The organism is Prevotella sp. LCP21S3_D2 (genome assembly GCF_052118345.1).
Classification (GTDB): Bacteria; Bacteroidota; Bacteroidia; order Bacteroidales; family Bacteroidaceae; genus Prevotella.
Genome location: NZ_JBQKHJ010000001.1, coordinates 130,419 through 155,065, shown reverse-complemented (window position 1 = coordinate 155,065; position 24,647 = coordinate 130,419). Strand labels below are relative to the sequence as shown.

The window sequence follows — 24,647 nt, the reverse complement described above, 5'->3', positions numbered from 1 at the left end:
AAAAAGCGTGTTTTATTGTCATTTTGATAGAAAATATCTTAATTCCCTTTCTTTTATCAAATCTTTTTTGTAATTTTGCAGGCAAATTATTAATTAGACATGAATTGTTATGGAAAAGATTAAGATGACGACTCCATTGGTAGAGATGGACGGTGATGAGATGACAAGAATCCTTTGGAAGATGATCAAGGACGAACTGATTCTTCCTTTCGTTGACTTGAAGTCTGAGTATTATGACTTGGGTTTGCCTTATCGCGATCAGACCAATGACCAGGTAACCATTGACTCTGCTGAGGCTGCCAAGAAATATGGTGTAGCCGTGAAGTGTGCTACCATTACCCCTAATGCCCAGCGTATGGACGAGTATAAGCTCCACAAAATGTGGAAAAGTCCTAACGGAACAATCCGTAGCATCATGGACGGTACCGTGTTCCGTGCTCCTATTACCATTCCTAGCATTCACCCATGTGTGAAGAACTGGGAGAAGCCTATCACTATCGCCCGTCATGCTTATGGAGATGTATACAAGAGCGTGGAGATTCGTGCCGATGAACCGGGAGTAGCTAAACTCGTGTTCGAGGGTAAGAGTGGCAAGAAGCAGGAGGTTGAAATCCATAACTTCGATGGCGCTGGCGTTATTCAGGGTATGCACAATACCGACAAGAGTATCCGCAGCTTTGCTCACAGCTGCTTCAAGTTTGCCATCGATACCAAGCAGGACCTCTGGTTCGCTACCAAGGATACCATCTCCAAGACTTACGATGCTCAGTTCCGTAAGATTTTTGAGGAAGTATACGAGAGCGACTACAAGGAGAAGTTTGCAGAGCTTGGCATCGAGTACTTCTATACATTGATTGATGATGCCGTGGCTCGTGTGATTCGTAGCAAGGGTGGTTTCATCTGGGCTTGCAAGAACTATGATGGTGATGTGATGAGCGATATGCTCAGTACCGCATTCGGTTCTCTGGCAATGATGACTTCTGTCTTGGTTTCTCCTGATGGAAAATATGAATATGAGGCAGCACATGGTACAGTAACACGTCACTACTATCGCTACTTGAAAGGTGAGGATACATCTACCAACCCAATGGCAACCATCTTTGCATGGAGCGGTGCATTGAGAAAGCGTGGTGAGCTGGATGGCATCAAGGAGTTGCAGGACTTTGGCGACCAGTTGGAGGCTGCTTGCTTCGATACCTTGAATGACGGTATCGCTACCAAAGACCTCGTCAACCTGATGGAGGGAGTTGAGGCTAAGGCCGTGAACTCTGCAGGTTTCATCGCTGCTATTCGTGAGCGTTTGGAGAAGAGATTGGGATAAGCCAAAAATCAGATAAACAAAGGAAAAGCCTTACCGGAGCCAATAGATGACACTGGGTAAGGCTTTTTTGATATAAAGAGCGGAAACTTTTACTTCTTACGCTTGGAAGAAAGAGCATCTGAGTAGTACTTGAAAAAGTCAACTTTCAAGATTTTACTGATGTGGAACAGCATGCCCGTATCTATGGTAGTGCGATCGTATACCTTATATATATTGGTGCGATGGCAACCAAGCTCGTTTGCCAACCATACAGATGTTTTACCCTGCCGTTGAAGTTCTTCCTTGATGAGTTTGCCTATGACCACAGTATTAACTTTATCGTTCATAATTCTTTGCTTATTAAAGATTTTATATTTTCTTGTCTAAATCCGGTTGCAAAATTACCAATATAGTATTAAAATAGCGAACAAACTTGTAGCGGATTTGGTTACATTGCGTTAAAGTGTGTCATAAAATTCTTTAAAATTGTAATAAAACTAGTCTTTTTTAAGCTGATTTGGTGAATGTAATTGAATTGTAATCGAATGTAATGCGTATTACAAAAGAAAAAGTGTAATTTTGCAGGCAGAATTTAAATGATAGGAATATGGAAGCAAATAAGAAGAAAATCCTGGTTGTTGATGATGAGCAGGACTTGTGTGAAATCTTGAAGTTCAATTTAGAGACAGAGGGGTATCAGGCAGATACTGCCAATTCGGGTGAGGAAGCTATATCGATGGATATTGCCTCTTATGATCTTTTATTGCTTGATGTGATGATGGGAGGAATGAGCGGATTTCAGCTGGCAAGACAGTTGAAGGAGAATCCGATGACAGCTCATGTGCCTATCATCTTCCTGACAGCCCGTGATACGGAGAATGATACTGTGACCGGATTCAATCTGGGTGCAGATGATTATATCTCCAAGCCTTTCTCTATCCGGGAGGTGATGGTGCGAGTGCGTGCTGTGCTGCGCCGTACAATGGAGCAGAGAGGTAACAGCAGCGAGCCTTCTCTGATTAACTATCAGGGTTTGCAGCTCAATCTGGACAAGAAGTCGGTGACTGTGGATGGAGAGTGTGTGCCATTTACCAAGACAGAGTTTGAACTCTTGCGCCTTCTGCTGGAAGAGCGTGGGAAGGTGTTCTCTCGTCAGGAACTCATCGACCGTGTATGGCCAAAGGATGTGATGGTGCTCGACCGTACTGTGGATGTGAATATTACCCGTATGCGAAAGAAAATTGGTAAATTTTCCAAGTGTATTGTTACCCGTTTGGGATTTGGTTATTATTTTGATGCATAAACAGATATCATCATGTTTAAACTGAATAATGTAGGTAAGAAGTTGTATTTTAGCGTACTGGCGGTGTTCCTTGTGTTCGCTGTCAGTTTTATTGTATTTCAGCAAACACGCGAGAAACAGTATAAGATTAGTACGTTGACTCTGAAACTTGCCAACTATAATGAACTGCTGGCAGAGGATTTGGAATTGTCCAAGACTTGTGGCATTCTCCTTTCTGACAGTGTGGAAGTGGTGGATAGCGTGCGTGTGGCAGAGGCAAAGTTGGAAGATTTTGTGCAGACGCATGAGAGTAAGGACCTTCGTGTAACTTTGGTCAAGAAGGATGGAACCGTAATCTTTGACAATATGAGTAAGGATTATCGCCACTTTGCCAATCATGCCCAGCGTGCGGAGATAGTACAGGCATTGAAAGAGGGAATGGGTACGAGCGTAGAGCGACAGTCGAAAACGCTGAAGCAGGATTATTTCTATGTAGCGTCCTATTTCCCGAAGAGTCATCTTATCGTTCGTACAGCATTGCCATATAATGATGATTTGACCAAGTCGCTTCAGGCTGATCTGCATTATATCTGGTTTGCCTTGGCAGCCATCATCCTACTTACCCTGGTGCTATACCGTTTTACAAACAGATTGGCGAAGAATGTATCCAAACTCCGTATCTTTGCTTATAAGGCGGATCATAATGAGAGCCTGGAGGTGGAAGATCTGGCTAAATTCCCTAATGATGAGTTGGGTGAGATTGCCGAGCGAATTATCAAGATGTATAAGCGCATACAGACCACCCGACGTGAACAGGATGTACTGAAGCGCCAGCTTACCCAGAATATCGCCCACGAGCTGAAGACTCCTGTAGCAAGTATCCAGGGTTATCTGGAAACGATACTCGACAATCCGCATATCAACGAAGAGATGAAGTCGCAGTTTCTGCTGCGCTGTTATGCCCAGAGCGAGCGTCTCACCTCTCTGCTTCGCGACATCTCTACCCTGAACCGGTTGGATGACGGTTCGGATATGATAGATTTCGAGGCGGTAGACATTACGCAGATGGTGAGTGAAATAGCCCGTGAGACGGCGCTGGAAAGAGAATCGCACCAGATGACTTTCGAGAATCTTCTTCCCGACCAGCATATTATCGTGAAGGGTAACCGCAGTCTGCTCTATAGTGTGTTCCGCAATCTAACCGACAATGCCATAGCTTATGCCGGCGAAGGGCGTAAGATAACGTTGAGTGCCAAGGAGCAGGGCAATAAGTGGCATTTCATCTTCTGTGATAATGGTCAGGGAGTTCCTGCCGATCATCTCTCCCGTCTTTTCGAGCGTTTCTATCGGGTAGATAAGGGACGCAGCCGCAAGATGGGTGGCACCGGTTTGGGTCTTGCCATCGTCAAGAATGCCGTTCTCCTGCATGGCGGAACCATCCGTGTAAGTAATCAGCAGGAAGGCGGCTTGAAGTTTGAATTTACGCTTAAAAAGTAGAAATATGGCTATCTGTTAATCGGAAACAGTGTACTGGTGAACGATAGACAGCTGACTAGCCGTACGCTCGCCAGCTGGCTGTTCTACTGCAACAGTCAGCGTAAATGCCTGTAAAAGTGTTGTAAGTAAGGGATAAGGAAATACTCTTCACTCTTCACCTTTCCTTCGGAATCCCCAGTGTTTATGGGCGTTTCGAGGGGTGAAGAGTTTGCAGCGACTCTTCACCCACTCTTCACCACTCTTCACCCTGGCTGGTTCGGTGGAGGGTGTGTCATAAGTTTATGATTCACCCTCTTCTTGTTGTTGGAAGAGTTAGGATATGTTGTTGAAACAGCCAGTATCTTCGGTCGCACAACAGCTGTTGTGCGCTTGCATAACAGCTGATATGCGCATGCACAACAGGTGATGTGCATGCGATGGTCAACTGTTATGCGCCAACTATTATTCAGACTTATGGCACACCCTCCTTAGAGACGCCTGGCGGTCTTGCTTCTCTCCTTGACATCTAGCGGTCTTGCGCTGCAATTTACGCCTGTTGGTCTTTGGAATCGGTGAAGAGTGGTGAAGAGTGGGTGAAGAGTCGCTGCAAACTCTTCACCCCCTCAGAATGCCGATAAACACTGGGGGTTCCGAAGGAAAGGTGAAGAGTGAAGAGTAAAAGTGTGTTCGCTTGCAGATAAAAAATGGGGCGCAAGCTGTTTCCAGGAAAGGAATCGCTTGCGCCCCCTGATATTATTGCTTATGAGTAAATGAGCACCCTAAGATTAGAACTTGTAGATAGCACCAAATGAAATGTTGCTCGCATCTACGTTAAGTCCGAATGTTGATGAGTTGTCACCATGGTCAGGAGAATAGCCTCTGTAACCGAGGAAACCTACCTTTGTGATGAAGTTTACGTGGTTGTTGATGTAAATCAAGAAAATCGGGCGTGCTGGATGTATCTAAAGCTATTTCTGCTGCAAAGCTACGATTTTTTAGTGAAACCGCCAAATAATATGAGGGAATATTTGGGCAAACCAACTTTTTTCTCTATCTTTGCATGAACAAACAGTTTGAATTTTATTGTATAAATATCATAAATGAATCAATTTACAAAGCTGATAGCAGCCCAGCTCAATCTGAAGGAGCAGGCTGTAGAAAATACTCTGGCGCTGCTCGAAGAGGGCTGCACCATTCCGTTTATCTCGCGATACCGCAAGGAGAAAACCGGTAATATGGACGAGGTAAACATTGAAGCCATCGCCCAGGCTAATGAAAAGTTGAAGGAGATGGCGAAGCGCAAGGAAACCATTCTCAAGACGATAGAAGAACAGGGAAAGCTGACCGATGCACTCAAGGAGCGTATCGCAAACTGCTGGGATGCCACCGAACTGGAAGACATCTATCTTCCTTATAAGCCTAAGCGCCGCACCCGTGCACAGATAGCACGTGAGGCAGGCTTGGAGCCTCTGGCACAACTGCTCCTCTTCCAGCGTGAGCGCAATCCGGAACAGGCTGCCAGGAAGTTTGTGGGTGATAAGGTGAAGGATGTGGAGGCTGCACTTCAGGGAGCCAAGGATATCATCGCCGAAACCGTAAGCGAAAATGAGCAGAGTCGCAATCAGATTCGCGGCGAGTTCCGTCGAGGTGCCATCATCACCTCAAAGGTAGTGGCTAAGAAAAAGGATGAAGAGGAGGCTCAGCGCTTCTCTGATTACTTTGATTTCTCTGAACCTTTAAAGAAATGTTCTTCTCATCGCTTGCTGGCGATGCGTCGTGGTGAAGCGGCTGGTTTCCTCCGTATCAGCATTTCAGCTGATGATGAGCAGTGTCAGGATAAACTGAAGCGTCATTATGTACATGGTTTCGGTGAATGCCAGACTTTGGTGGGTGAGGCTGTGGATGATGCTTTCAGGCGTCTGCTGAAGCCTAGTATTGAAACTGAGTTTGCTGCTCTCAGCAAGCAGAAGGCTGATGAGGAGGCTATTGTAGTATTCGCAGAAAACCTGCGACAGCTTTTGCTCGCTGCTCCTTTAGGACAGAAGCGTGTGATGGCTGTGGATCCGGGGTTCGCCAATGGCTGTAAAACCTGTTGTCTCGATGCGCAGGGTAATCTGATTCATCACGAAATAGTATTTCCTCATCCTCCACGTAACAAGAAGAATGAGGCTACCGCTGCCATCCAGCGCATGGTGAAGATGTATCAGGTTGAGGCAATGGCTGTGGGTAATGGTACGGCAAGTCGTGAAACCAGCGATTGGCTGCACGAAATAAGTTATCCACACCCTGTGGATATCTATGTGGTGAGCGAGGATGGTGCTTCTATCTATTCGGCTTCGAAGATTGCGAGAGATGAGTTCCCTGATGAGGATGTTACCGTTCGTGGTGCCGTGAGCATCGGTCGACGACTGATGGACCCGCTTGCCGAATTGGTAAAGATTGACCCAAAGAGCATCGGTGTAGGTCAGTATCAGCATGATGTGGATCAGACACAGCTTAAGAAGAGTCTTGATGCCGTGGTGATGAGTTGTGTGAATTCGGTAGGTGTAAATCTGAATACAGCATCCCAGCATCTCCTTACCTATGTGAGTGGATTGGGACCTACTCTTGCCAAGAATATCGTTGAATATCGTCGCGAGAATGGTGCTTTTGCTTCCCGTGCTCAGTTGAAGAAGGTGCCTCGTCTGGGGCCATCTGCCTTCGAGCAGTGTGCTGGTTTCCTCCGTATTCCTGGTGCCAGGAATCCGTTGGATAATAGTGCCGTGCATCCTGAGCGTTATGCGCTGGTAGAGCAGATGGCAAAGGATCAAGGTGTTACAGTGAAGCAATTGGTTGAGGATAAATCTCTACAGAAGAAGATTGATATCAAGAAATATGTAACTGCTGAGGTAGGTATGCCTACTTTGATGGATATCATGACCGAGCTTGACAAACCGGGCTTGGATCCTCGTGGTGAGGTGGAGAAGTTTGAGTTTGATGCCAGCATCAAGGAGATAGAGGATTTGCAGGTGGGCATGGTTGTGCCGGGCATCGTCACCAATATCACCAAGTTTGGTGCCTTTGTTGATATAGGTGTCCACAACGACGGTCTGGTTCATGTTTCCCAAATGTCTAATCGCTACATCAATGATCCAAGTGAGGTGGTAAAGCTTCATGAGCATGTGATGGTGCGTGTGGCAGAAGTAGATTTGAAGCGCAAGCGCATCGCCCTTTCCATGAAGGGAGTAAAGTAAAAAGAATATTCAGAATGAATCAGAAACAAGATTATAATGGTGATGCTCTCCTATTGGGGAGCATCACCAGAGATTGCATAGAGTCGGCATATTGCTTTATTCATCAGAAGCTTAGAGTCTTTGAGTTTTCAACCAATCCTACCCAGAGGGATGATATAGAGTATGCCATCGCCCAATATGTGGAGGGCATGAATCCTCAGCTCTATCTTCTTCTTTCTCAAGGCAGAACGGAATTCCTTCTAGACCATGTGAATTTTGAAAAAGATATGCGCGAGGCGCAGGAAAAACTGGAAGGGATGATGTAGGTATCTCTCTGCTTGAGGAGAAGGATAAACAGAGTCTCGTTAATTTAAGTTGATGAGGGTGCGTCATGGACTTATGACACACTCTCTTTTTTTTATCCAGTTACTGAGTCCACTTGAAAAAGTCATTTTTACGAAAACGTGCCATTGATTGTCAATAAGTTACAAAGACAAAATATATGATTCGGGACTTTTTCAAATGGACTCAGTATAATAATTAAAACAGAATAGAATGAAAAAAACGACACTGATGAACTTCGGGCGCAATTGGATACCTTTTCGCCCGAACAACAGAGAGATATGGATCGTGATTTGCTCAATCAATACATCAATGCGTTTCGTGCATTATCAGGTATAGTTGAGCAAAGTGTCCGTAATTACAAGATTATTTCAGAGCAAGTAGATGCCTCTACAGCCAAGATTGGCAAACTCCTTCCTATGTTGAAGGAGGCTAATACTGTTCGAGTGGATGAAAGAATTAAGTCAAGTATAGAGAAGGTTGCAGTAAAAATGGGTGATGATGTTGCTGATACCTTTGGCAAGAAAGTGCGAGCGGTGCTTGATGATGTAAATGAGGCATCAGGTAGAATCTCGCTTCCTCTTGATGTTGCTGCGGCATGTATGTTGACTTTGATTTTTACATTTTCGATTTTGGTACTAGTGGTCATTGTGAACATTACAGAAATCCATTCTGGGGTGTTATGGATAGTCCTTGGAGGTGGATTCGGAGCAGAGATACTAATTTATTGGCTTGTTTGGTATTTGCATCGTAAAGGATGGGTATAAAAAAGTCTGCATGTTCTCTTGACAGGGAATGTGCAGACTTAAATTCAGTGTATAAATTAAGATTGGACTTTGAAAGGAAATAGTTTTATTGCTGTATGGTGAGCGATATTTAAGCCAAAAGAACTTTAATTTGCTCTGTTCTCGAAAAAAAACTTCAAAAAAAGTGTGTTTCTCAGCTTTTATTTGTAATTTTGCCATGCCGTTTATAGTTATCAAAACAGAGCCAAATATAATCTCTGATATGGCAAAAAATAGGGCAGCGTTTTGTTGTTCTTGAACATATAAAAATATAGTGCTTAATATGCAGTATCCATTGATATCGGAATATGTAAAGGCCATTCAAGATGCTGACGATAATCTTGATAAATTGGCTTACTTGACTCCCGTACTAGATAATCACGGAGAGCCGTATCGTAGTAGTGGTGCTTTTGCCGTGGTGTTTAAGATGCTGGACAAGAGTACCGGGAAATATTATGCTCTCAAATGTTTTACTGAAGAACAGGAGGGGCGAGCTGATGCCTATCGTCAGATTGCAGATGAATTGGATATGGTTGATTCTCCATATATTACTTCTGTAAAGTATATGGAGAAGGAACTCTTCGTGGACAGTCAATGCGAGGAGGATGAATTTCCTGTATTGTTGATGGATTGGGTAGATGGAGAAACGATGGAAGCTTACATTGCGGCAAACTATCACAATCAATCTGTCATGTCAATGCTTTGTTATCGCTTTGGCAAAATGGCTGCTTGGCTCCGTACTCAATCTTTTGCTCATGGCGATATCAAGCCAGACAATATCATTGTCCGTCCCGATGGTTCTCTTGCATTGGTTGATTATGATGGAATGTTTGTGTCTTCTATGAAAGGGTGCAAATCTCCAACTATCGGTACCAAGGATTTCAGTCACCCATTGCGTACTATGGATGATTTCGATGAAACGATAGATGATTTTTCTTTGGCAAGCATCGCCTTGTCATTGAAGGCTATCTCGATGAAATCTACTTTGTTAGATATCTATGGTGCCTCAGACAGACTTCTCTTCTCAAAAAATGATTATCACAATCCTTCAAATAGCAAGGTTATATCTGCCCTGCAGGAATTGATGTGTGATAAGGATTTCTGTACACTTTACTCTCTTTTCATGCTAGCATTGGCGAGAAAGGAGCTTTCTGCATGTTCTTTTAGATTGTTTGTTGGCGAAAAGCTTATCCTGCCTCAAACTATTGAAGACTTATCAACAGAAGTAACTGAAGATGAGTTGAATGAAGCCTTTATAGATGAATGGGGAGTGAAATATAGCAAAGATGGAAGAAAATTGTTGAAAGCACCACAAGAACTAAAAGAATGTTATTCTATCAAAGAGGGTACACGGATAATATGTGATGAAGCATTTTCAATGTGCAGTTCTTTGGCAGAAGTTGTCATTCCGAATAGTGTGGCAAGTATTGGGGGTGGTGCTTTTTTTAAATGCACATCTTTGATTAGTATTTTTATCCCTGATAGTGTGACTAGCATTGGAAATGGGGCATTCTCGTATTGCGAAACATTAATTAATATCGTGATTCCCACAAATGTAACGAACTTAAATGGAAATCCATTTTATGGTTGGAACGGTAAGCTAGAGTGTTTGTCATCCAACTTTATTTACGAGCATGGTGTATTATTCAATAAGGATAAAAGCGAAATCATATCGTTTAGAAATCAAAACCAGAAATCTTATGCCATTCCTAATGGTGTGATGAATGTTAGATTTGGTGCATTCCTTTGTTGTAACTCTTTGGCTGATATTATTATCCCAAATAGTATGAAAAGTATAGGTATTGGTGCTTTTGCTGGTTGTATTTCCTTGAATAACATAGACATTCCTAATGGCGTAATTCGCATTGGAATTAATGCATTCAATCGTTGTTTTTCTCTGTCCAATATAGTCATTCCTGATAGTGTGTCCAGTATTGGAGAAGGTGCTTTTGAAGATTGCGATTTCCCATGCGATCTTAGACAAAAATTAATCTCTCGATTTGGAGATAAAATATTTAAGCAATTATGATACTAATAGACTCAAAACGTAAAAAGCTAGAGAATATTCTCAAGAAACATCCCGATGCAATCATTGCGGATGTAACTAGCCATGCTAAAGATAGCTTAATCAAATTAAGTCCATTCTACCCACATGGTGGAATACCAGTTCCATTCAGCGATGGAGTGACAGCTACTTGTGTAGAAGCTATTTGGCAGGGGTTGAAGGTGTTTGAAGGAGCAGATGTAGATGTACAGATGCTACAGAATGATACGATGAAGAATATCAAGCGAACTGTACGCAAGTATGGTAAGCCTTTGGGACATCGCAAAGGAATATATGGCAAGGAACTTCTTGGATACATAGAAGCTAGAAAGCAGATATATATTCCAACTTACCAATGGGTATTGGAGAATAAAGTGCCAACAATCATTGAACGATTGAAGGAGGCAAGTAAAACGAAAACCATTATCTTGTTGGATTATGAAATCAACTGTGATGTAGATGACCCAAGTAAACCTTTGTCTCATGCCTTTTTGATCAAGGCATACGTAGAAGGTATATATCCTTATGGGGATAAACAGAATACGGAGGCAAAATCAAAGGTTGACAAGCCACAGAAGTTAGAACTTTTTTGATTTAAAAAATAAAAAATTATGAGTAAACGAAATAATTGGGAGGATTTTAAGAATATCCTTGAACAGCATCATATCACAAAGTTATATCACTTTACAGATCGTGATAACTTAGAGAACATCATCAAGAATGGTGGCCTCTTTTCTTGGAAGGATTGTGAGGAACGAGGAATTACTATTCCTAAGCCGGGAGGTGGTGGACCAGGTTCTACTTCCTGGTCGCTCGACAAACGAGATGGATTGGAGCATTATGTGCGAGTGAGTTTTACCAAACAGCATCCAATGATGTACGTAGCTATGAATGAGCAACGTATATCTAATCCTATCATTCTGGAAATAGACACAGAGGTAATATTTGATGAACAGACAAAGTTCTCAGACAGAAATGCTACAAGAAGTGGCGCAAACGTTGGTGGAAACTTGGAAGATTTCAAGAAAATCCATTTTCAAACAGTCAAGGCAAACAAACATTTTGACCTGGATATAGATGAACAGCCTTTCTATCAGGCAGAGATTTTGGTAAAGAATAGTATTCCTCTGAAGTATATTAAGAACATCGGCAACTTTGGTATTCCAATTCCAAGTCAGCCACAGATATTGCAGAGCAAGAATGCATATACCGCTTGTGTTGACCGTAAGCATCCTACAGCATTCATCTTCCTGGTGGACCAAAGTGTTTCTATGCGTAGAATTACCACCTTTAATGGTGAGGATATGACTTTATCTGAGGCTGTTGCCCGTATTGTAAATGCCCAAATCAACGAGTTGGTGGAGCGATGTGTGAAGATTAATGAAACTCGCCATTACTTTGATATTGCCATGATAGGTTATGGCACAGAGGCTTATAGTGCCTGGAATGGCAATCTGGAAGGACGAGACTTTGTTACTCCGGAAGAGATTCGTAATAATCCTTATCAAAAGAAAATGGTGAAGGAAGAGAAGCGTACTCGTAAAGGAATAGTCTTCAAGGAAGTTGAGAACAAGCAATGGATGGTAGCTCGTCATGATGGTAGTTGGACACGCATGGATAAGGCTTTCAAACGTGCGGAAGGTTTGCTTGAAAATTGGATGAAAGAGCATCATGACAAGGATTGTTATCCACCAACGATTATCAATATCACTGATGGTGAGTATAATGGAACTTCGTATGATGAGATGCAACAAATAGCCAATCAATTGAAATCAATGTTTACCAATGATGGTAATGTCTTGTTATTCAACATTCATGTTGTACCAGAACATGCAGAATCAGTAGTGTTCCCTGCAACTGTTGATGAATTGAACGGCAATGGATATGGTAAAAAACTCTATGAAATGTCAAGTCTCTTACCTCTCAACTACAATGAGCAGATTCGCAATATTTTTGGAGACAAGCAGGCAGATATTCGTTATCGTGCCATGGGAGTAAATACTGGTATGGAGAGATTGGTTAAAATGATGAAGATTGGTACGCTATCAAGAATGCTGGCCAATCAGAATCCATAATATTTTTAGGGTATGAATAGAGGTGTAAGTATAGCAAAGTTCAATGACCATGTTGCAAACGAAGATGCTTTCTACTCATCGGATACCTGTATAGCTGTATCCGATGGGGCAGGAGGCTGTGGCTTGTTTGCCAATGAGTGGTCGGAGTATCTTGTAAAACATCTTCCGAAAGATAAACCCGTCGTCTCCTTCAAAGAACTTGACGAATGGGTAGATGGCATTTGGGAGCCCTTTTATAATGAGCACGAGGAAAGAGCAAAGGAAGGCGACGGCATTCTTTTGAATAAATATTATAATGAGGGGTCTTGTGCTACAATTGCTGCGACATGGATAACAGGGGAAAAGAAATGTAAATGGATGGCATACGGTGATAGCGTAGTCTTCCATTATTGCATAGAAACTGGTGTCTTGGAACACAGTTTTACGAAATTGTCTGATTTTAGCAATCCTCCCAGGTTGGTTAGCTGTAAAGATCCCCTGGAAGAGGAAGGTTTCAGATGTGGTGACTTTGATTTGGATGAATCTTCGGTAGTCTTTGCTGCCAGTGATGCCTTATCGCATTATATCATGATGATGTATGAATTGTCTAAAAGTAAGGAGTATGGTGCGGAACTTGCTGAAGAATATCTGAAAGCATCTGGCAATTCACAACTTTTGAAAACAGCAGAGACCATGAAGTTTGATTTTTGGAAGGATGTGCTCCAATCTTTGTTAGATGCAACATCATCTAACAGTCGGTTTGAACTATATTTGAAAGAACTGAATTCGAAAGGAATCTTAGATATGGATGATTTTACGCTGGTTTATTTCAAAGGCTAACGTCAATCTTCTTTATGCCCCTATTTGTTGTCATTAAAATTTGTAGAAGCAGATAAAATAACAGTACACAATATGCAGTACCCATTGATATCAGAATATGTAAAAGCCATTCAAGATGCTGGCGATAATCTTGATAAATTGTCTTACCTGACTCCCGTATTAGATGATCACGGAGAGCCATATCGCAGTAGTGGTGCTTTTGCCGTGGTGTTTAAGATGCTGGACAAGAGTACCGGGAAATATTATGCCCTCAAGTGTTTTACGGAAGAACAGGAAGGGCGAGCCGAAGCCTATCGTCAGATTGCAGACGAACTGGATTTGTTAGATTCTCCATACATTACATCAGTTAAGTATATGGAGAAGGAACTCTTCGTGGACAGTCAATGCGAGGAGGATGAATTCCCTGTATTGTTGATGGATTGGGTGGATGGAGAAACGATGGAAGCTTACATTGCGGCAAATTACCGGAATCAGTCAGCCATGTTGATGCTGAGTTATCGTTTTGGAAAGATGGCTGCTTGGCTCCGTACTCAATCTTTTGCTCATGGAGACGTCAAGCCAGACAATATCATAGTCCGTCCCGATGGTTCTCTTACATTGGTGGATTATGACGGGATGTTTGTGCCATCCATGAAGGGCAGCCAATCTCCAACTATCGGTACCAGGGATTTCTGTCATCCATTGCGTACTGTGGATGATTTCGATGAAACGATAGATGATTTTTCATTGGCAAGCATCGCCTTGTCTTTAAAGGCTATCTCGATGAAATCTACTTTGTTAGATATCTATGGTGCCTCAGACAGACTTCTCTTCTCAGACAATGATTATCGCAATCCTTCAAATAGTAAGGTAATATCTGCTCTGCAGGAATTGATGTGTGATAAGGATTTCTGTACACTTTACTCTCTTTTCATGCTTGCATTGGCGAGAAAGGAGCTTTCAGCATGTTCTTTTAGATTGTTTGTTGGCGAAAAGCCTCTTCTGCCTCAAATTATTGAAGACTTATCAACCAAAGCTACAGAGGAAGAGTTGAAGGAGGCTTTTACTGATGAATGGGGTGTGAAATATAGCAAGGATGGAAGAAAATTATTGAAAGCCCCACAAGAACTAAAAGGATGTTATTCCGTCAAGGAGGGGACAAGAATGATCTGTGATGAGGTGTTTTGGTATTCTTGTTCTTTGTCCAATATCGTCATTCCTGGTAGTGTGACTAGTATTGGGAATTGGGCATTTAAAGGTTGCACTTCTTTGTCCAATATCGTCATTCCTAATAGTGTGACTAGTATTGGTGATTGGGCATTTTCTGATTGTACTTCTCTGTCCAACATAGTTATTCCAGATAGTGTTACTGGCATTGGAAAAGGTGCATTTAATGGTTGTAGCTTTTTGGAATGTATATCCATTCCAAAAAGCGTAATTTGCTTAAACGGAAACCCGTTTAGCGGCTGGAAAGGTAAGTTAGAATGTTTGTCACCCAACTTCATTTATGAGGATGATGTTTTATTCAATATAAATAAAAGTGAAATTATTTCTTTTAGAAATCAAAAAATAGAATCATATATCATTCCAGATAGTGTGACTAGCATTGGAGATGGTGTATTTTCTAGTTGTACTTCTCTGTCCAGCATAGTCATTCCAGATAGTGTTACTAGCATTGGTGAAGGTGCATTTTCTAGTTGTACTTCTCTGTCCAGCATAGTTATTCCAGATAGTGTGACTAGTATTGGTGATTGGGCATTTTCTGATTGTACTTCTCTGTCCAACATAGTTATTCCAAATAGTGTTACTAGCATTGGTGAAGGTGCTTTTTCTAGTTGTACTTCTCTGTCTAATATAGTTATTCCAGACAGTGTGACTAACATTGGGGATGACGTATTTTACCAATGTAGCTCTTTAACTAGTGTTGTCATCCCAAATAGTGTAACTTGCGTTGGTGATGAAGCATTTTGCAAATGTCGTTCCTTATCCAATATAGTCATCCCTAATAGTGTGACTAGCATTGGTGTTAGTGTATTTTGGGGGTGTAGTTCCTTGGTTAACATGGACATCCCTGATAGTGTGACTCGTATTGGTGATTGGGCATTTGTAAATTGTAGTAATTTGTCATACGATCTTAAACAAGAATTAATTTCTCGTTTTGGTGATGAGCTGTTTAAGTTACCATTACACTTTCCTGCCTTTTTAAAGAGTTAGTACAATTAATCAGAGAAAAATAAGTATGGAGATAACTAATGAAGAAGAGGAGGTTACTATTCGTGCCAATAGAGGTGCTGGGTAGATACCAATCATTATTGATTTATTAACGAACTGTTAAAGTATTAGGAGCAAATATAGCTAAAATGTTTTTAAGTTTGGGCATCTTCGGTTGAAATGATTATTTTTGCAATATAGTCTGAAATACAGTTGTAGATAAAGAATTAAACAATAGTATACAATATGCAGTATCCATTGATATCAGAATATGTAAAGGCCATTCAAGATGCAGGTGATAATCTTGAAGAGTTGGCTCACTTGACTCCTGTACTGGATGATCACGGAGAGCCATATCGCAGTAGTGGTGCTTTGGCCGTGGTGTTTAAGATGCAGGACAAGAGTACCGGGAAATATTATGCCCTCAAATGTTTTACGGCAGAACAGGAAGGGCGAGTTGAAGCCTATCGCCAGATTGCAGATGAATTGGATATGGTTGATTCTCCATACATTACATCAGGAAAGTATATGGAGAAGGAACTCTTCGTGGACAGTCAATGCGAGGAGGATGAATTTCCTGTATTGTTGATGGATTGGGTAGATGGTGAAACGATGGAAGCTTACATCGCAGCAAACTATCACAATCAATCTGCTATGTCAATGCTTTGTTATCGCTTTGGTAAAATGGCAGCTTGGCTCCGTACTCAATCTTTTGCTCATGGTGACGTCAAGCCAGACAATATCATTGTTCGTCCCGATGGTTCTCTTACATTGGTGGATTATGATGGAATGTTTGTGCCTGCGATGAAAGGCTGCAAATCTCCAACTATCGGTACCAAGGATTTCTGTCATCCATTGCGTACTGTGGATGATTTCGATGAAACAATAGATGATTTTTCTTTGGCAAGCATCGCCTTGTCATTGAAAGCAATATCTATGAATTCTACTTTGTTAGATACCTATGGTGCATCAGACAGGCTTCTCTTCTCGGAAAATGATTATCGCAATCCATCAAATAGCAAGGTCATATCTGCCTTGCAGGAATTGATGTGTGATAAGGATTTCTGTACACTTTACTCTCTTTTCGTGCTTGCATTGGCAAGAAAGGAGCTTTCTGCATGTTCTTTCAGGTTGTTTATTGGCGAAAAGCCTCTCCTACCTCAAACTATTGAAGACTTATCAACAGAAGTAACTGAAGATGAGTTGAATGAAGCCTTTATAGATGAATGGGGAGTGAAATATAGCAAAGATGGAAGAAAATTGTTGAAAGCTCCACAAGGATTAAAAGGGAACTATTCTGTTAAAGTGGGTACAAGAATAATATGTGATGATGCATTTTCAAAGTGTAGCTCTTTGACTAGCATTGTAATTTCGAATAGTGTGGTTAGTATTGGGGATGGTGCTTTTAAGTTTAGTTCTCTGTCCAATATAGTCATTCCAGATAGTATGACTAGCATTGGAAGTGGTGCATTTTGGGGTTGTTGTTCTCTGTCCAACGTAGTTGTTCCTGATAGTGTGACTAGCATTGGAAATGGTGCATTTAGGAGTTGTAGTTCTCTGTCCAACGTCATCATCCCAAATAGTGTGACCAGCATAGGAAATGGTACATTTTATGGTTGTCGTTCTCTGTCCAATATAGGCATCCCTAGTTGTGTGACTAACATTGCAAATTTTTTATTTTGTGGTTGTCGTTCTCTGTCTGATATTGTCATCCCTGATAGTGTGACTAGTATTGGAATTGGTGCATTCTCAAATTGTCGTTTTCTGTCCAATATAGTCATTCCTGATAGTGTGACTAACATTAGAAGAGGTGCATTTTATAAATGTAATTTGCCATACAGACTTGAACAAAATTTAATATCTCACTTTGGTAATGAGCTTTTTAAGTTTCCGTTACAAATTCCCGGCTATAAGAGTTAGTACAACTAATCAGAGAAAAGAAAGTGTGGAGGTAACCGATGAAGAAGAGGGAGCAAAATAATCTTTCCCACATCGATTACAATCGTTTGTCTGTTAATATGTATTCATTATATTATCATCTGTTTAAAAGTTATGGAAAAGAAAACAATATTATCTGTGAATCAGTACACTAAGGTACTTGTACCGGCATCTTCCTATAAATTGGAAGAAGACCCAAGATTACTCATACCATTTACAAGTGGTAATAAAATTGGCTTTGTTGATAAAAATGGTGTCATCATCGTTGAGCCACAATATGATATGTATTATGGTGACTGTTATAGCAAAGAAGACAAAATCAGAGTCGCTGTTGAAGATGTTTATGGCTTTGTCAGAAGTGGTGGTAATGTAGCATGTTATAGGCGTCTCTTGTATGGACTTATAAATTCTAAAGGAGAGGTCGTTTTAGAACCATCCTTTCGTTATCTGATACCTGCAATAGGAAATAAGGAGCTATATACGGTACAGAATAAAGAATCCCAATACGGGGTGTTACGTGTGGATGGTTCTGTTGTTGTTCCATTTGGTAAATACAATTGGATTGATGGATTTGACAAGGGACTTGCAAGAGTAAAAACAGGAGGCGTAACAAATGGAATAAACGAAAGCAAATGGGGACTTATTGACGAGAATGGTGAGGTAGTCTTACCTGTAGAGTACGATGCAATATGGACGTTCTATGGCAAGGAACGCAAATCTACTAATGTCGTAAAAGGAGGCTTTTCGCAAAATATGGATTTCTCGAGTATCTTGGGGCGAGATAAAGCCTATGAAAAGAAAAGGGACTCATATAAGAGCGAATACGAAGGACATGAACAAGATGATTCAATTATATAAGAATGAGTTATGACAAATATTATAGATAAAATTAAAGGAACAATATATGGGCAAGCCATAGGAGATGCCCTTGGTCTTGCTACTGAAGGAATGGCGGAAGAGGAAATAAGCCAGAAATATCCTAATGGTATTACCCACTATAGTGATATATTTCAAGACCGTCATAGAAGAAGATGGAAAATTGGTGACTGGACTGATGATACGGACATGATGCTGTGTATCGCAAATGCAGTCATAAAAGATAAAGGCGTCAATCTCACAACCATTGCTCAAAATTTTAAAGATTGGGCCATGGGGGAACCTATGGGTATTGGTCAGACGACCTACAAGGTTTTAAATCTTGCAGATTATGTAGAAAAGCCATTTGATGTTTCCAAACTAATATGGGAGATGAGTTATCGTAAAGGGGCTGCTAATGGAGCACTCATGAGAACTTCCATTGTGGGTACTTTCCCAAAAGCTGTAGAAGAGTGTGCTGTGAATATATGTAAGCTGACTCATTATGATCCTCGTTGTGTAGGTTCATGCGTGATAGTATCAGAGCTGATTCATAGCCTAATCTACAAAGATTTTGGCTTGTCATATCATGACATCTTTGATATAGCCATGAAATATGACAAGCGCATCATAGGGTTTATAGACCTGTCTTTGTCTCCTGATATTAGAACTTTAGAATTGCAAGACCAGAAATCTATGGGCTATACTTTGAGATGCCTGTCTGCTGCATTATGGGCATATTGGCATGCAAGATCATTTGAGGACGGTTTGCTTGCTATAGTGAGAGCAGGAGGTGATGCTGATACAAATGCAGCTGTTGCCTGTGCTATCCTGGGAGCTAAATTCGGATATGATGCCATACCTGAAAAGTATAAGGAGGGCTTGATTTATAGAAAGGAACTTGATCAGGTTATCACTGGTGTTGCAAATATTATAAACGCTCAAGCGAATCTCTAATATCTATTCATAGAGGGGGAGAGGATATCAAGAGTCACAAGGAAAATGAATATAATACTCTCCGAATCTAGCTGACATATTTTGAAGTCAGCTAGATTCGGAGTGTATGAAAAATAGAAACTGTAAAACAATAATGTGGCTCTTTTCCTGATAGCTATGTTGAGTAAAATAAGGAGAACAAAGCTCCGTAATACTTAAAACCTGATGGAGTGACAGCAACCCTATTACCAAAAATCTCTATATAACCTCGAGAAAGACAGAAGTCTAATTGTCCGGAGTAATAAGTTCTGGCATCGCACCCCAGTAATTCGCTAAGTCTTTTTAAAGAGAAAGAACCATTATAAGCGCCAATAGCAATATATTTTGCCGCAAGTTCTTTAGGTGGAAGATGATAAACATATTCTTCTGCAAAAGTTTTGCTTTCTAACAAATCCTTGAATGATGTTTTGAGTTTGCCAACATTATAGGATATTCCGTTGCGGCTCATGCTTTGTGCTGAAATACCAAATCCCTTATAGGAACCAGCATTCATCATTCTTTCTCTCAAATAAGAACTTACACCAATATCATTAGAACTTTTAGAAAAAGTATTCTGTCCGAAGCGGGCATGATAGCCTAAATCAAGCAAACTATGATATAAGAAAGAATATGCATCATATAACTCGTCTTTTGACATGTGAACTTGTTCTTTAATCATATTAGTGCGTAGTTCATAAATTGTAACTTGCTCTGGCTGTAGATATTTTAAAGTTTGCATGTCTTTGCGAAAACTGTCTATTGACTGTCCCTTCAACCCATACATCATATCTAAATTTACAATGCAGACACCTTTATCATGCAACATAGAGATTGACTTTTTCATATATTCAAGATCCGGTGAATCACGATGATTGCATGACAGTACTTCAGAAGAAGTTGATTGTATTCCAAGTGATACTCGCTTAAAACCTGCAGATGTCAACAAATCAACTTTTTGAGCTGTCAAGGTTTCAAATGTAGCCTCAATACTAGGTGTAAAACTGTCTGATATGGTTAAAGCGCTCATGGCAGAGCTGCATAAACTCATCAAATTCTCAAACGATTTGTCGCTCAGAACAGTTGGAGTTCCCCCTCCTACATCAAGTCCGCAAAGCTTGATAGACGGGTATTTTTCCATAAAAGTAAAAACATCATGCTTTAATGTATCTACATATTGATCCTGCAGCTTCACGCTAGGGCAAAGCATTCTTGTATATTCACAAAAAGAGCATAGCTTTTTGCAAAATGGAATATGAATATAGAAAGACAACTCTTCTTCTTCAGAAAATGACAATTCTTCTGGTACCCGATATATATTCCAATCGACCGGAGAAAGTGGATAAGAGGTATTCCAGCGAGAGTCATTCTTTCTGGTTTCAAATATTTCTGTGAAATTAGCCATTCTGTCAATAAATAATATTGTTATTGTAAAAACCTTGGCGAAGATACGCTCCATCATAGACAAGAGATGATTCACAATATTGTGGATTTGCATAATTGCGCATATAAATCTCTAATATCCTGAGATTCTTGTTGTAAAGATAATTGCTGCATTTACAATCCGCTCCCCTATCTTTTGCCCCGGTAAAATAAACATGCGGTATTTCTGCAAAAGGAATATCATCAATATCAATGAAATGTTCTTTGCAAAAGCTGTTAACTGGCATAAGGGCAACAAATCCTATGCGACGGATACCTGTATCTAAAGTTAGATCCAGCATTTTTCGAACTTCTTCCTTATTATCAATGTATCCCTTTATAAGATTGCAGCTAAAGTTTATCTTCTGCTTATCTACACCTGTAAAATGTAACAAATGTGCTGGTATTTCACATCCATATAAGTCAGACAAACGATTGACGTCATAATGATGCAATGACATGGAAATACTATCCCAACGAGGATGTTGCATCAAGTCTTGTGCTTGCACAGTAACCCCATTGGTATTAAGATGTAAGTGTACATCATCAAAATGCTCTTTGTCTATGGCATCAAGAATACGAACAACCAAAGGGGAAACCACAGATGGTTCCCCTCCGGTAATATTCATTCGATTTACAATGATTCCTTTGCTTTTTAGTTCATATATGATGCGAATCATTTTTTCTATATCAAACAAAGATGTTGGACTTTGGCATCCTGCATTACTACAAAAAGCACAATGGGCATTGCACCCTTTAGTCACCTTCACAAAGAGGTTGACAGATGGGGGAATTTGATGCCCTGGCAAATCCGCACAGTTGCAGCTCGTCTTTTTTATCAGTATATCACTATTGAATATTTTCATGACTGAAGTGTTTTATGAGATCTTTTCTGCCATTCTTATTCATTAATTGCCAGCCTTTGATTCCTTCTTTTAGAAATTCCTTTTTATGGTCATTGTCCTCGAATAATATTTTTCCACAGGAATAATAACTGCAATAATAATAAGCAGGTAAAGATATATCCTCTTTAGGGACGAATAACATTGATTGGTTTTTATCTTCCCAAATATCGTACTTAGAGTCCTCCAGTAACAATCTACATGCAATATTGAATTCCAATAACTCTGGATTATTGTTAGGACCTTTTCCTTCTCCACAAGATTTTAAAAACATTCTTCTATTTCCAACAATTCTCTCAATATAAACTGGAGCAGAACCAACTTTCTGTGGAAAATACACATCGGTGTGACAATAGTCCTGAACGAAATCTTTGCGTATAGTAGCTTCCAGGCCTAGTGCTTGAATAGCTACTTCATGATTTCTAAACATATACTTGTCAAGCAAAACCGGATCAATTGAATTATTTGGAGCTATTTTCTCCCACGCCTCTTCTATAGCACATCTAAAGAAATGTTGTGGGTATCCTCTGTAGCCAAAATACTCCGGAGATATTGTTTTTTTCAAATCCCTATAAATCTGCCCAGGAGATGTATATCTTCTAAACTCATCAAAATAGCAAATTAGTTTCCATATTTTAGCGTAATAGTATCGATACATTGCATTATCCCAGTTCTTTTCAAACTGAGAAATAGTGAAGTTATCCAAAAAGGCATCTTTATTTAACCTTCTATCTACAAATGCTTTAGAAGAATAAAGTGCATCAGCTATAAAATGAAACGCCTTCCCTGAGATTGCAAAATGACATGGACTTTGCGATCCAATAAATTTCATAACAGCGGCAACAGCTTCTTCACTGCTATGAAAATGATATTGATCATTCATACTTATAAGAATATCTGCCATTGTCCGAACTTGGCCATATCCTTCTATTACTTCTGCTTTACTTCTTTTTAAGACAACAGATTGAATACCTTCTACTTCTGCATTGTCCGCAGAAGCAGTATCATTAGTTTTGTCTGAGGGAGATACAGAATCCATATCTTCTACTTCTGCATCGTCTGCAGAAGCAGTATCATTAGTTTTGTCTGAGGGAGATACAGAATCCATATCTTCTACTTCTGCATCGTCTGCAGAAGCGGTATCATTAGTTTTATCAGAGGGAGATATAGAATCCATATCTCCTTCTGAAGCAGCTTGTGGCATGGTACAAGAAAATATTTTCTTTAAGATTTCTAATAAATTCATTTTATCTATTTTTTATGTATAAACTCTGTTTGAAAACTAGCATTGTCCATACGAGCCTTCTTTTATTCAGTTACATGCCAGTTACATGCGCCAAGCACTGTTTTAAAGGGCTTTTGCTCTGTTTTAGGGCTGTTTCGAGTCGCCCAGTTACATGCCAGTTACATGCCGGTTACATGAGTTATGCCCAATACGGGATATAATTATGTCGGTTATTACCCTCAGCGTTTTCTTCTTTTATCATCTTTGCTTCCAAGGCATCCTTTATGATTCTGGAAGCCATTGGGTAGTTCTTGTCTTCAATGCCCAAGCGGCCTCGGAGAGATTGGTTGTTCATCTTCTCGTTTGAAACATACCTGAGGCAAGCGTGTTGATAGCAAGCCATTACTCTTTCAGACTTATCCAAATCGGCAAACTTACGGTAGGTAAATACAGTAGCTTCCGTTCGTGTTTCTTGAAGTTGGATGCGGATAGGAGGTAACTGGTATAATTCTACATAGAAGATAGTCTTGTCCATACCGCTTCCCTTCTCTTCACAGATACCTATGCGGCGCATGATGTCGGCGAGAGAGTCGTTTCGGGATTGGTACTCATCGATGAAACGCTCTACGCTGATAAGCGGTTGCCCGGGATTGGAGAACGCAATGCGGTCGGAGTATATTTCAATCATAGGAAATCCCTGTTCTGCAAAATCCTGGTGGATAATCATATTTGCAGTTAGCTCACGTATCGCAATCTCTGGGTACATACGCGTATCCTTTCTTAGAGCTTGACCAATTTCTTCGTTGGCAGGAAGTTGGCTGTTTATCCAGGCAATCATTTCCTCGAAGCTAATGGCATAACCTTTGTCGAATGATTTTTCGCGAAATGTTTCAATTTTTCCCTTGCCTTTATAGACAATGACTCGAACCATTTTCCTTTTCAATCCATCGAAGTCGGAAAGGCGCTTGGCAAACAGAATTGCGCCAAGTTCGGTAATTCCATATCCGATTTCATCTTTGGTAATCAGGTTCTCTGACAGGAATCGATCTAAGATACCATTGATATCTTGTGGAAGTGGCAAGTTCATCATGTCAAAGTACACTTCTGCACTGAGAAAAGAAAACACATCCTGTCCTGACAAGCCCTTTTTCAAGACTATCTTTTCCAATGGCTTCTGACCACCTTTCCATATCTTGGCTTCTTTAGCCGGAAAGTCTTTCAACTTTCGGGTAATGGTACCCACTCTGATATAAGACTCATGCAGGAAACTTACAGGTCGGTTTGTTGTAGCTGGAATTTTGAAGATGCAGACATGCCCGTTAGCTTCATAATCAAAATCATCGATTATTTCGAAGTCAATACGAGGATTCAGACGGGTTGACAACCAGGATTCCAGTTCTTCGTTGCCTACCATTTTCAGTTTGCCATATAAGTCTGTGCCAATTACGTCATGGCTTTCGTCATCAATGCCAAATACTATGTAACCAAACGGCATATTGCTCAAATAGGCACTGTTTGACAGGGCAGAGATTCTTTCGCCAATCTCTTCCTTAGAATGAAAATTATGTTTGAACTCTAACCACTCCGTCTCTTTTGGCTTGGCGGTCAGAGCATCTATCAGTCTTTTGAAATCAATATACTCCATTATGAATAAAATGTTTATTTTGATACAAAGATAATATTTTTCTTTGAAAGTAGGGCATATCTTTGGGAGGAAAATGTATTTTCTTAGTGATTTTTTTCAGTTTTGGGCGAAAAGCTCTATGTATGGGGATAAACTAAAGTGGTGTGTGTAATCGCAAGAAATA

At 40.5% G+C, this 24,647-nt stretch carries 20 protein-coding genes; 14 read left to right on the top strand and 6 right to left on the bottom strand.

Annotation, left to right across the window (positions count from 1 at the left end):
* The first annotated feature begins 109 nt into the window (after nucleotides 1-109).
* Nucleotides 110-1,321, top strand: a complete 1,212-nt coding sequence (locus tag ACTQ16_RS00730) for an NADP-dependent isocitrate dehydrogenase (protein ID WP_217761323.1) — start codon at nucleotides 110-112, stop codon at nucleotides 1,319-1,321.
* An 89-nt stretch (nucleotides 1,322-1,410) separates the two neighbouring features.
* Here ACTQ16_RS00730 and ACTQ16_RS00725 read toward each other — a convergent pair whose 3' ends face one another.
* The gene (locus tag ACTQ16_RS00725; RefSeq protein ID WP_217761325.1) at nucleotides 1,411-1,647 is read right to left on the bottom strand and encodes an XRE family transcriptional regulator; all 237 of its coding nucleotides are present in this window, start codon (nucleotides 1,645-1,647) and stop codon (nucleotides 1,411-1,413) included.
* 260 nt (nucleotides 1,648-1,907) lie between these two features.
* On the opposite strand from ACTQ16_RS00725, the gene ACTQ16_RS00720 reads away from it, so the two are divergent.
* The gene (locus ACTQ16_RS00720; RefSeq protein WP_153123719.1) at nucleotides 1,908-2,603 is read left to right on the top strand and encodes a response regulator transcription factor; all 696 of its coding nucleotides are present in this window, start codon (nucleotides 1,908-1,910) and stop codon (nucleotides 2,601-2,603) included.
* 12 nt (nucleotides 2,604-2,615) lie between these two features.
* The gene (locus tag ACTQ16_RS00715; protein ID WP_441935619.1) at nucleotides 2,616-4,079 is read left to right on the top strand and encodes a sensor histidine kinase; all 1,464 of its coding nucleotides are present in this window, start codon (nucleotides 2,616-2,618) and stop codon (nucleotides 4,077-4,079) included.
* A gap of 764 nt (nucleotides 4,080-4,843) precedes the next feature.
* On the opposite strand, the gene ACTQ16_RS00710 is transcribed toward ACTQ16_RS00715, so the two are convergent.
* Nucleotides 4,844-4,996: a hypothetical protein gene (locus ACTQ16_RS00710; protein ID WP_441932800.1), complete on the bottom strand. Its 153-nt coding sequence runs from the start codon at nucleotides 4,994-4,996 to the stop codon at nucleotides 4,844-4,846.
* 162 nt (nucleotides 4,997-5,158) lie between these two features.
* Between ACTQ16_RS00710 and ACTQ16_RS00705 the strand changes: the two genes are divergently transcribed.
* From ACTQ16_RS00705 to ACTQ16_RS00655, 11 genes are all read left to right on the top strand, one after another.
* Nucleotides 5,159-7,291, top strand: a complete 2,133-nt coding sequence (locus tag ACTQ16_RS00705) for a Tex family protein (RefSeq protein ID WP_441935617.1) — start codon at nucleotides 5,159-5,161, stop codon at nucleotides 7,289-7,291.
* A gap of 14 nt (nucleotides 7,292-7,305) precedes the next feature.
* Nucleotides 7,306-7,596 carry a hypothetical protein gene (locus tag ACTQ16_RS00700; RefSeq protein ID WP_441932802.1) on the top strand — a complete coding sequence of 97 codons (291 nt, stop codon included), beginning with the start codon at nucleotides 7,306-7,308 and terminating at the stop codon, nucleotides 7,594-7,596.
* 297 nt (nucleotides 7,597-7,893) lie between these two features.
* Nucleotides 7,894-8,379, top strand: a complete 486-nt coding sequence (locus tag ACTQ16_RS00695; RefSeq protein WP_441935616.1) for a hypothetical protein — start codon at nucleotides 7,894-7,896, stop codon at nucleotides 8,377-8,379.
* A 301-nt stretch (nucleotides 8,380-8,680) separates the two neighbouring features.
* Complete coding sequence (locus ACTQ16_RS00690; protein ID WP_441935614.1) at nucleotides 8,681-10,426, top strand: leucine-rich repeat protein; 1,746 nt, start codon at nucleotides 8,681-8,683, stop codon at nucleotides 10,424-10,426.
* Nucleotides 10,423-11,034, top strand: a complete 612-nt coding sequence (locus ACTQ16_RS00685; RefSeq protein ID WP_441935612.1) for a DUF6939 family protein — start codon at nucleotides 10,423-10,425, stop codon at nucleotides 11,032-11,034. The genes ACTQ16_RS00690 and ACTQ16_RS00685 overlap by 4 nt, the downstream gene beginning before the upstream one ends.
* Nucleotides 11,035-11,052: 18 nt before the next feature.
* On the top strand, nucleotides 11,053-12,516 hold the full coding sequence (locus ACTQ16_RS00680; RefSeq protein ID WP_441935610.1) for a DUF4433 domain-containing protein: 1,464 nt from the start codon (nucleotides 11,053-11,055) through the stop codon (nucleotides 12,514-12,516).
* 12 nt (nucleotides 12,517-12,528) lie between these two features.
* Nucleotides 12,529-13,335: a hypothetical protein gene (locus tag ACTQ16_RS00675; protein WP_441935609.1), complete on the top strand. Its 807-nt coding sequence runs from the start codon at nucleotides 12,529-12,531 to the stop codon at nucleotides 13,333-13,335.
* Between the two features lie 72 nt (nucleotides 13,336-13,407).
* The gene (locus tag ACTQ16_RS00670; RefSeq protein ID WP_441935607.1) at nucleotides 13,408-15,528 is read left to right on the top strand and encodes a leucine-rich repeat protein; all 2,121 of its coding nucleotides are present in this window, start codon (nucleotides 13,408-13,410) and stop codon (nucleotides 15,526-15,528) included.
* Between the two features lie 243 nt (nucleotides 15,529-15,771).
* Nucleotides 15,772-17,445, top strand: coding sequence for a leucine-rich repeat protein (locus ACTQ16_RS00665; protein ID WP_441935606.1), 1,674 nt, complete (start codon nucleotides 15,772-15,774; stop codon nucleotides 17,443-17,445).
* A 132-nt stretch (nucleotides 17,446-17,577) separates the two neighbouring features.
* Complete coding sequence (locus ACTQ16_RS00660; protein ID WP_441935604.1) at nucleotides 17,578-18,321, top strand: WG repeat-containing protein; 744 nt, start codon at nucleotides 17,578-17,580, stop codon at nucleotides 18,319-18,321.
* Nucleotides 18,322-18,330: 9 nt separating this feature from the next.
* Nucleotides 18,331-19,275, top strand: a complete 945-nt coding sequence (locus ACTQ16_RS00655; protein WP_441935603.1) for an ADP-ribosylglycohydrolase family protein — start codon at nucleotides 18,331-18,333, stop codon at nucleotides 19,273-19,275.
* Nucleotides 19,276-19,429: 154 nt separating this feature from the next.
* Here the strand turns inward: ACTQ16_RS00655 and ACTQ16_RS00650 are convergent, their stop codons facing one another.
* The 4 genes from ACTQ16_RS00650 to ACTQ16_RS00635 form a co-directional block, all read right to left on the bottom strand.
* Nucleotides 19,430-20,695, bottom strand: a complete 1,266-nt coding sequence (locus tag ACTQ16_RS00650; RefSeq protein ID WP_441935602.1) for a radical SAM protein — start codon at nucleotides 20,693-20,695, stop codon at nucleotides 19,430-19,432.
* A gap of 4 nt (nucleotides 20,696-20,699) precedes the next feature.
* Nucleotides 20,700-21,578: a radical SAM protein gene (locus tag ACTQ16_RS00645; RefSeq protein WP_441935600.1), complete on the bottom strand. Its 879-nt coding sequence runs from the start codon at nucleotides 21,576-21,578 to the stop codon at nucleotides 20,700-20,702.
* On the bottom strand, nucleotides 21,562-22,860 hold the full coding sequence (locus ACTQ16_RS00640) for a hypothetical protein (RefSeq protein WP_441935599.1): 1,299 nt from the start codon (nucleotides 22,858-22,860) through the stop codon (nucleotides 21,562-21,564). The genes ACTQ16_RS00645 and ACTQ16_RS00640 overlap by 17 nt, the downstream gene beginning before the upstream one ends.
* Nucleotides 22,861-23,038: 178 nt before the next feature.
* The gene (locus tag ACTQ16_RS00635) at nucleotides 23,039-24,484 is read right to left on the bottom strand and encodes an RNA-binding domain-containing protein (protein WP_441935597.1); all 1,446 of its coding nucleotides are present in this window, start codon (nucleotides 24,482-24,484) and stop codon (nucleotides 23,039-23,041) included.
* Between the last annotated feature and the right edge of the window lie 163 nt (nucleotides 24,485-24,647).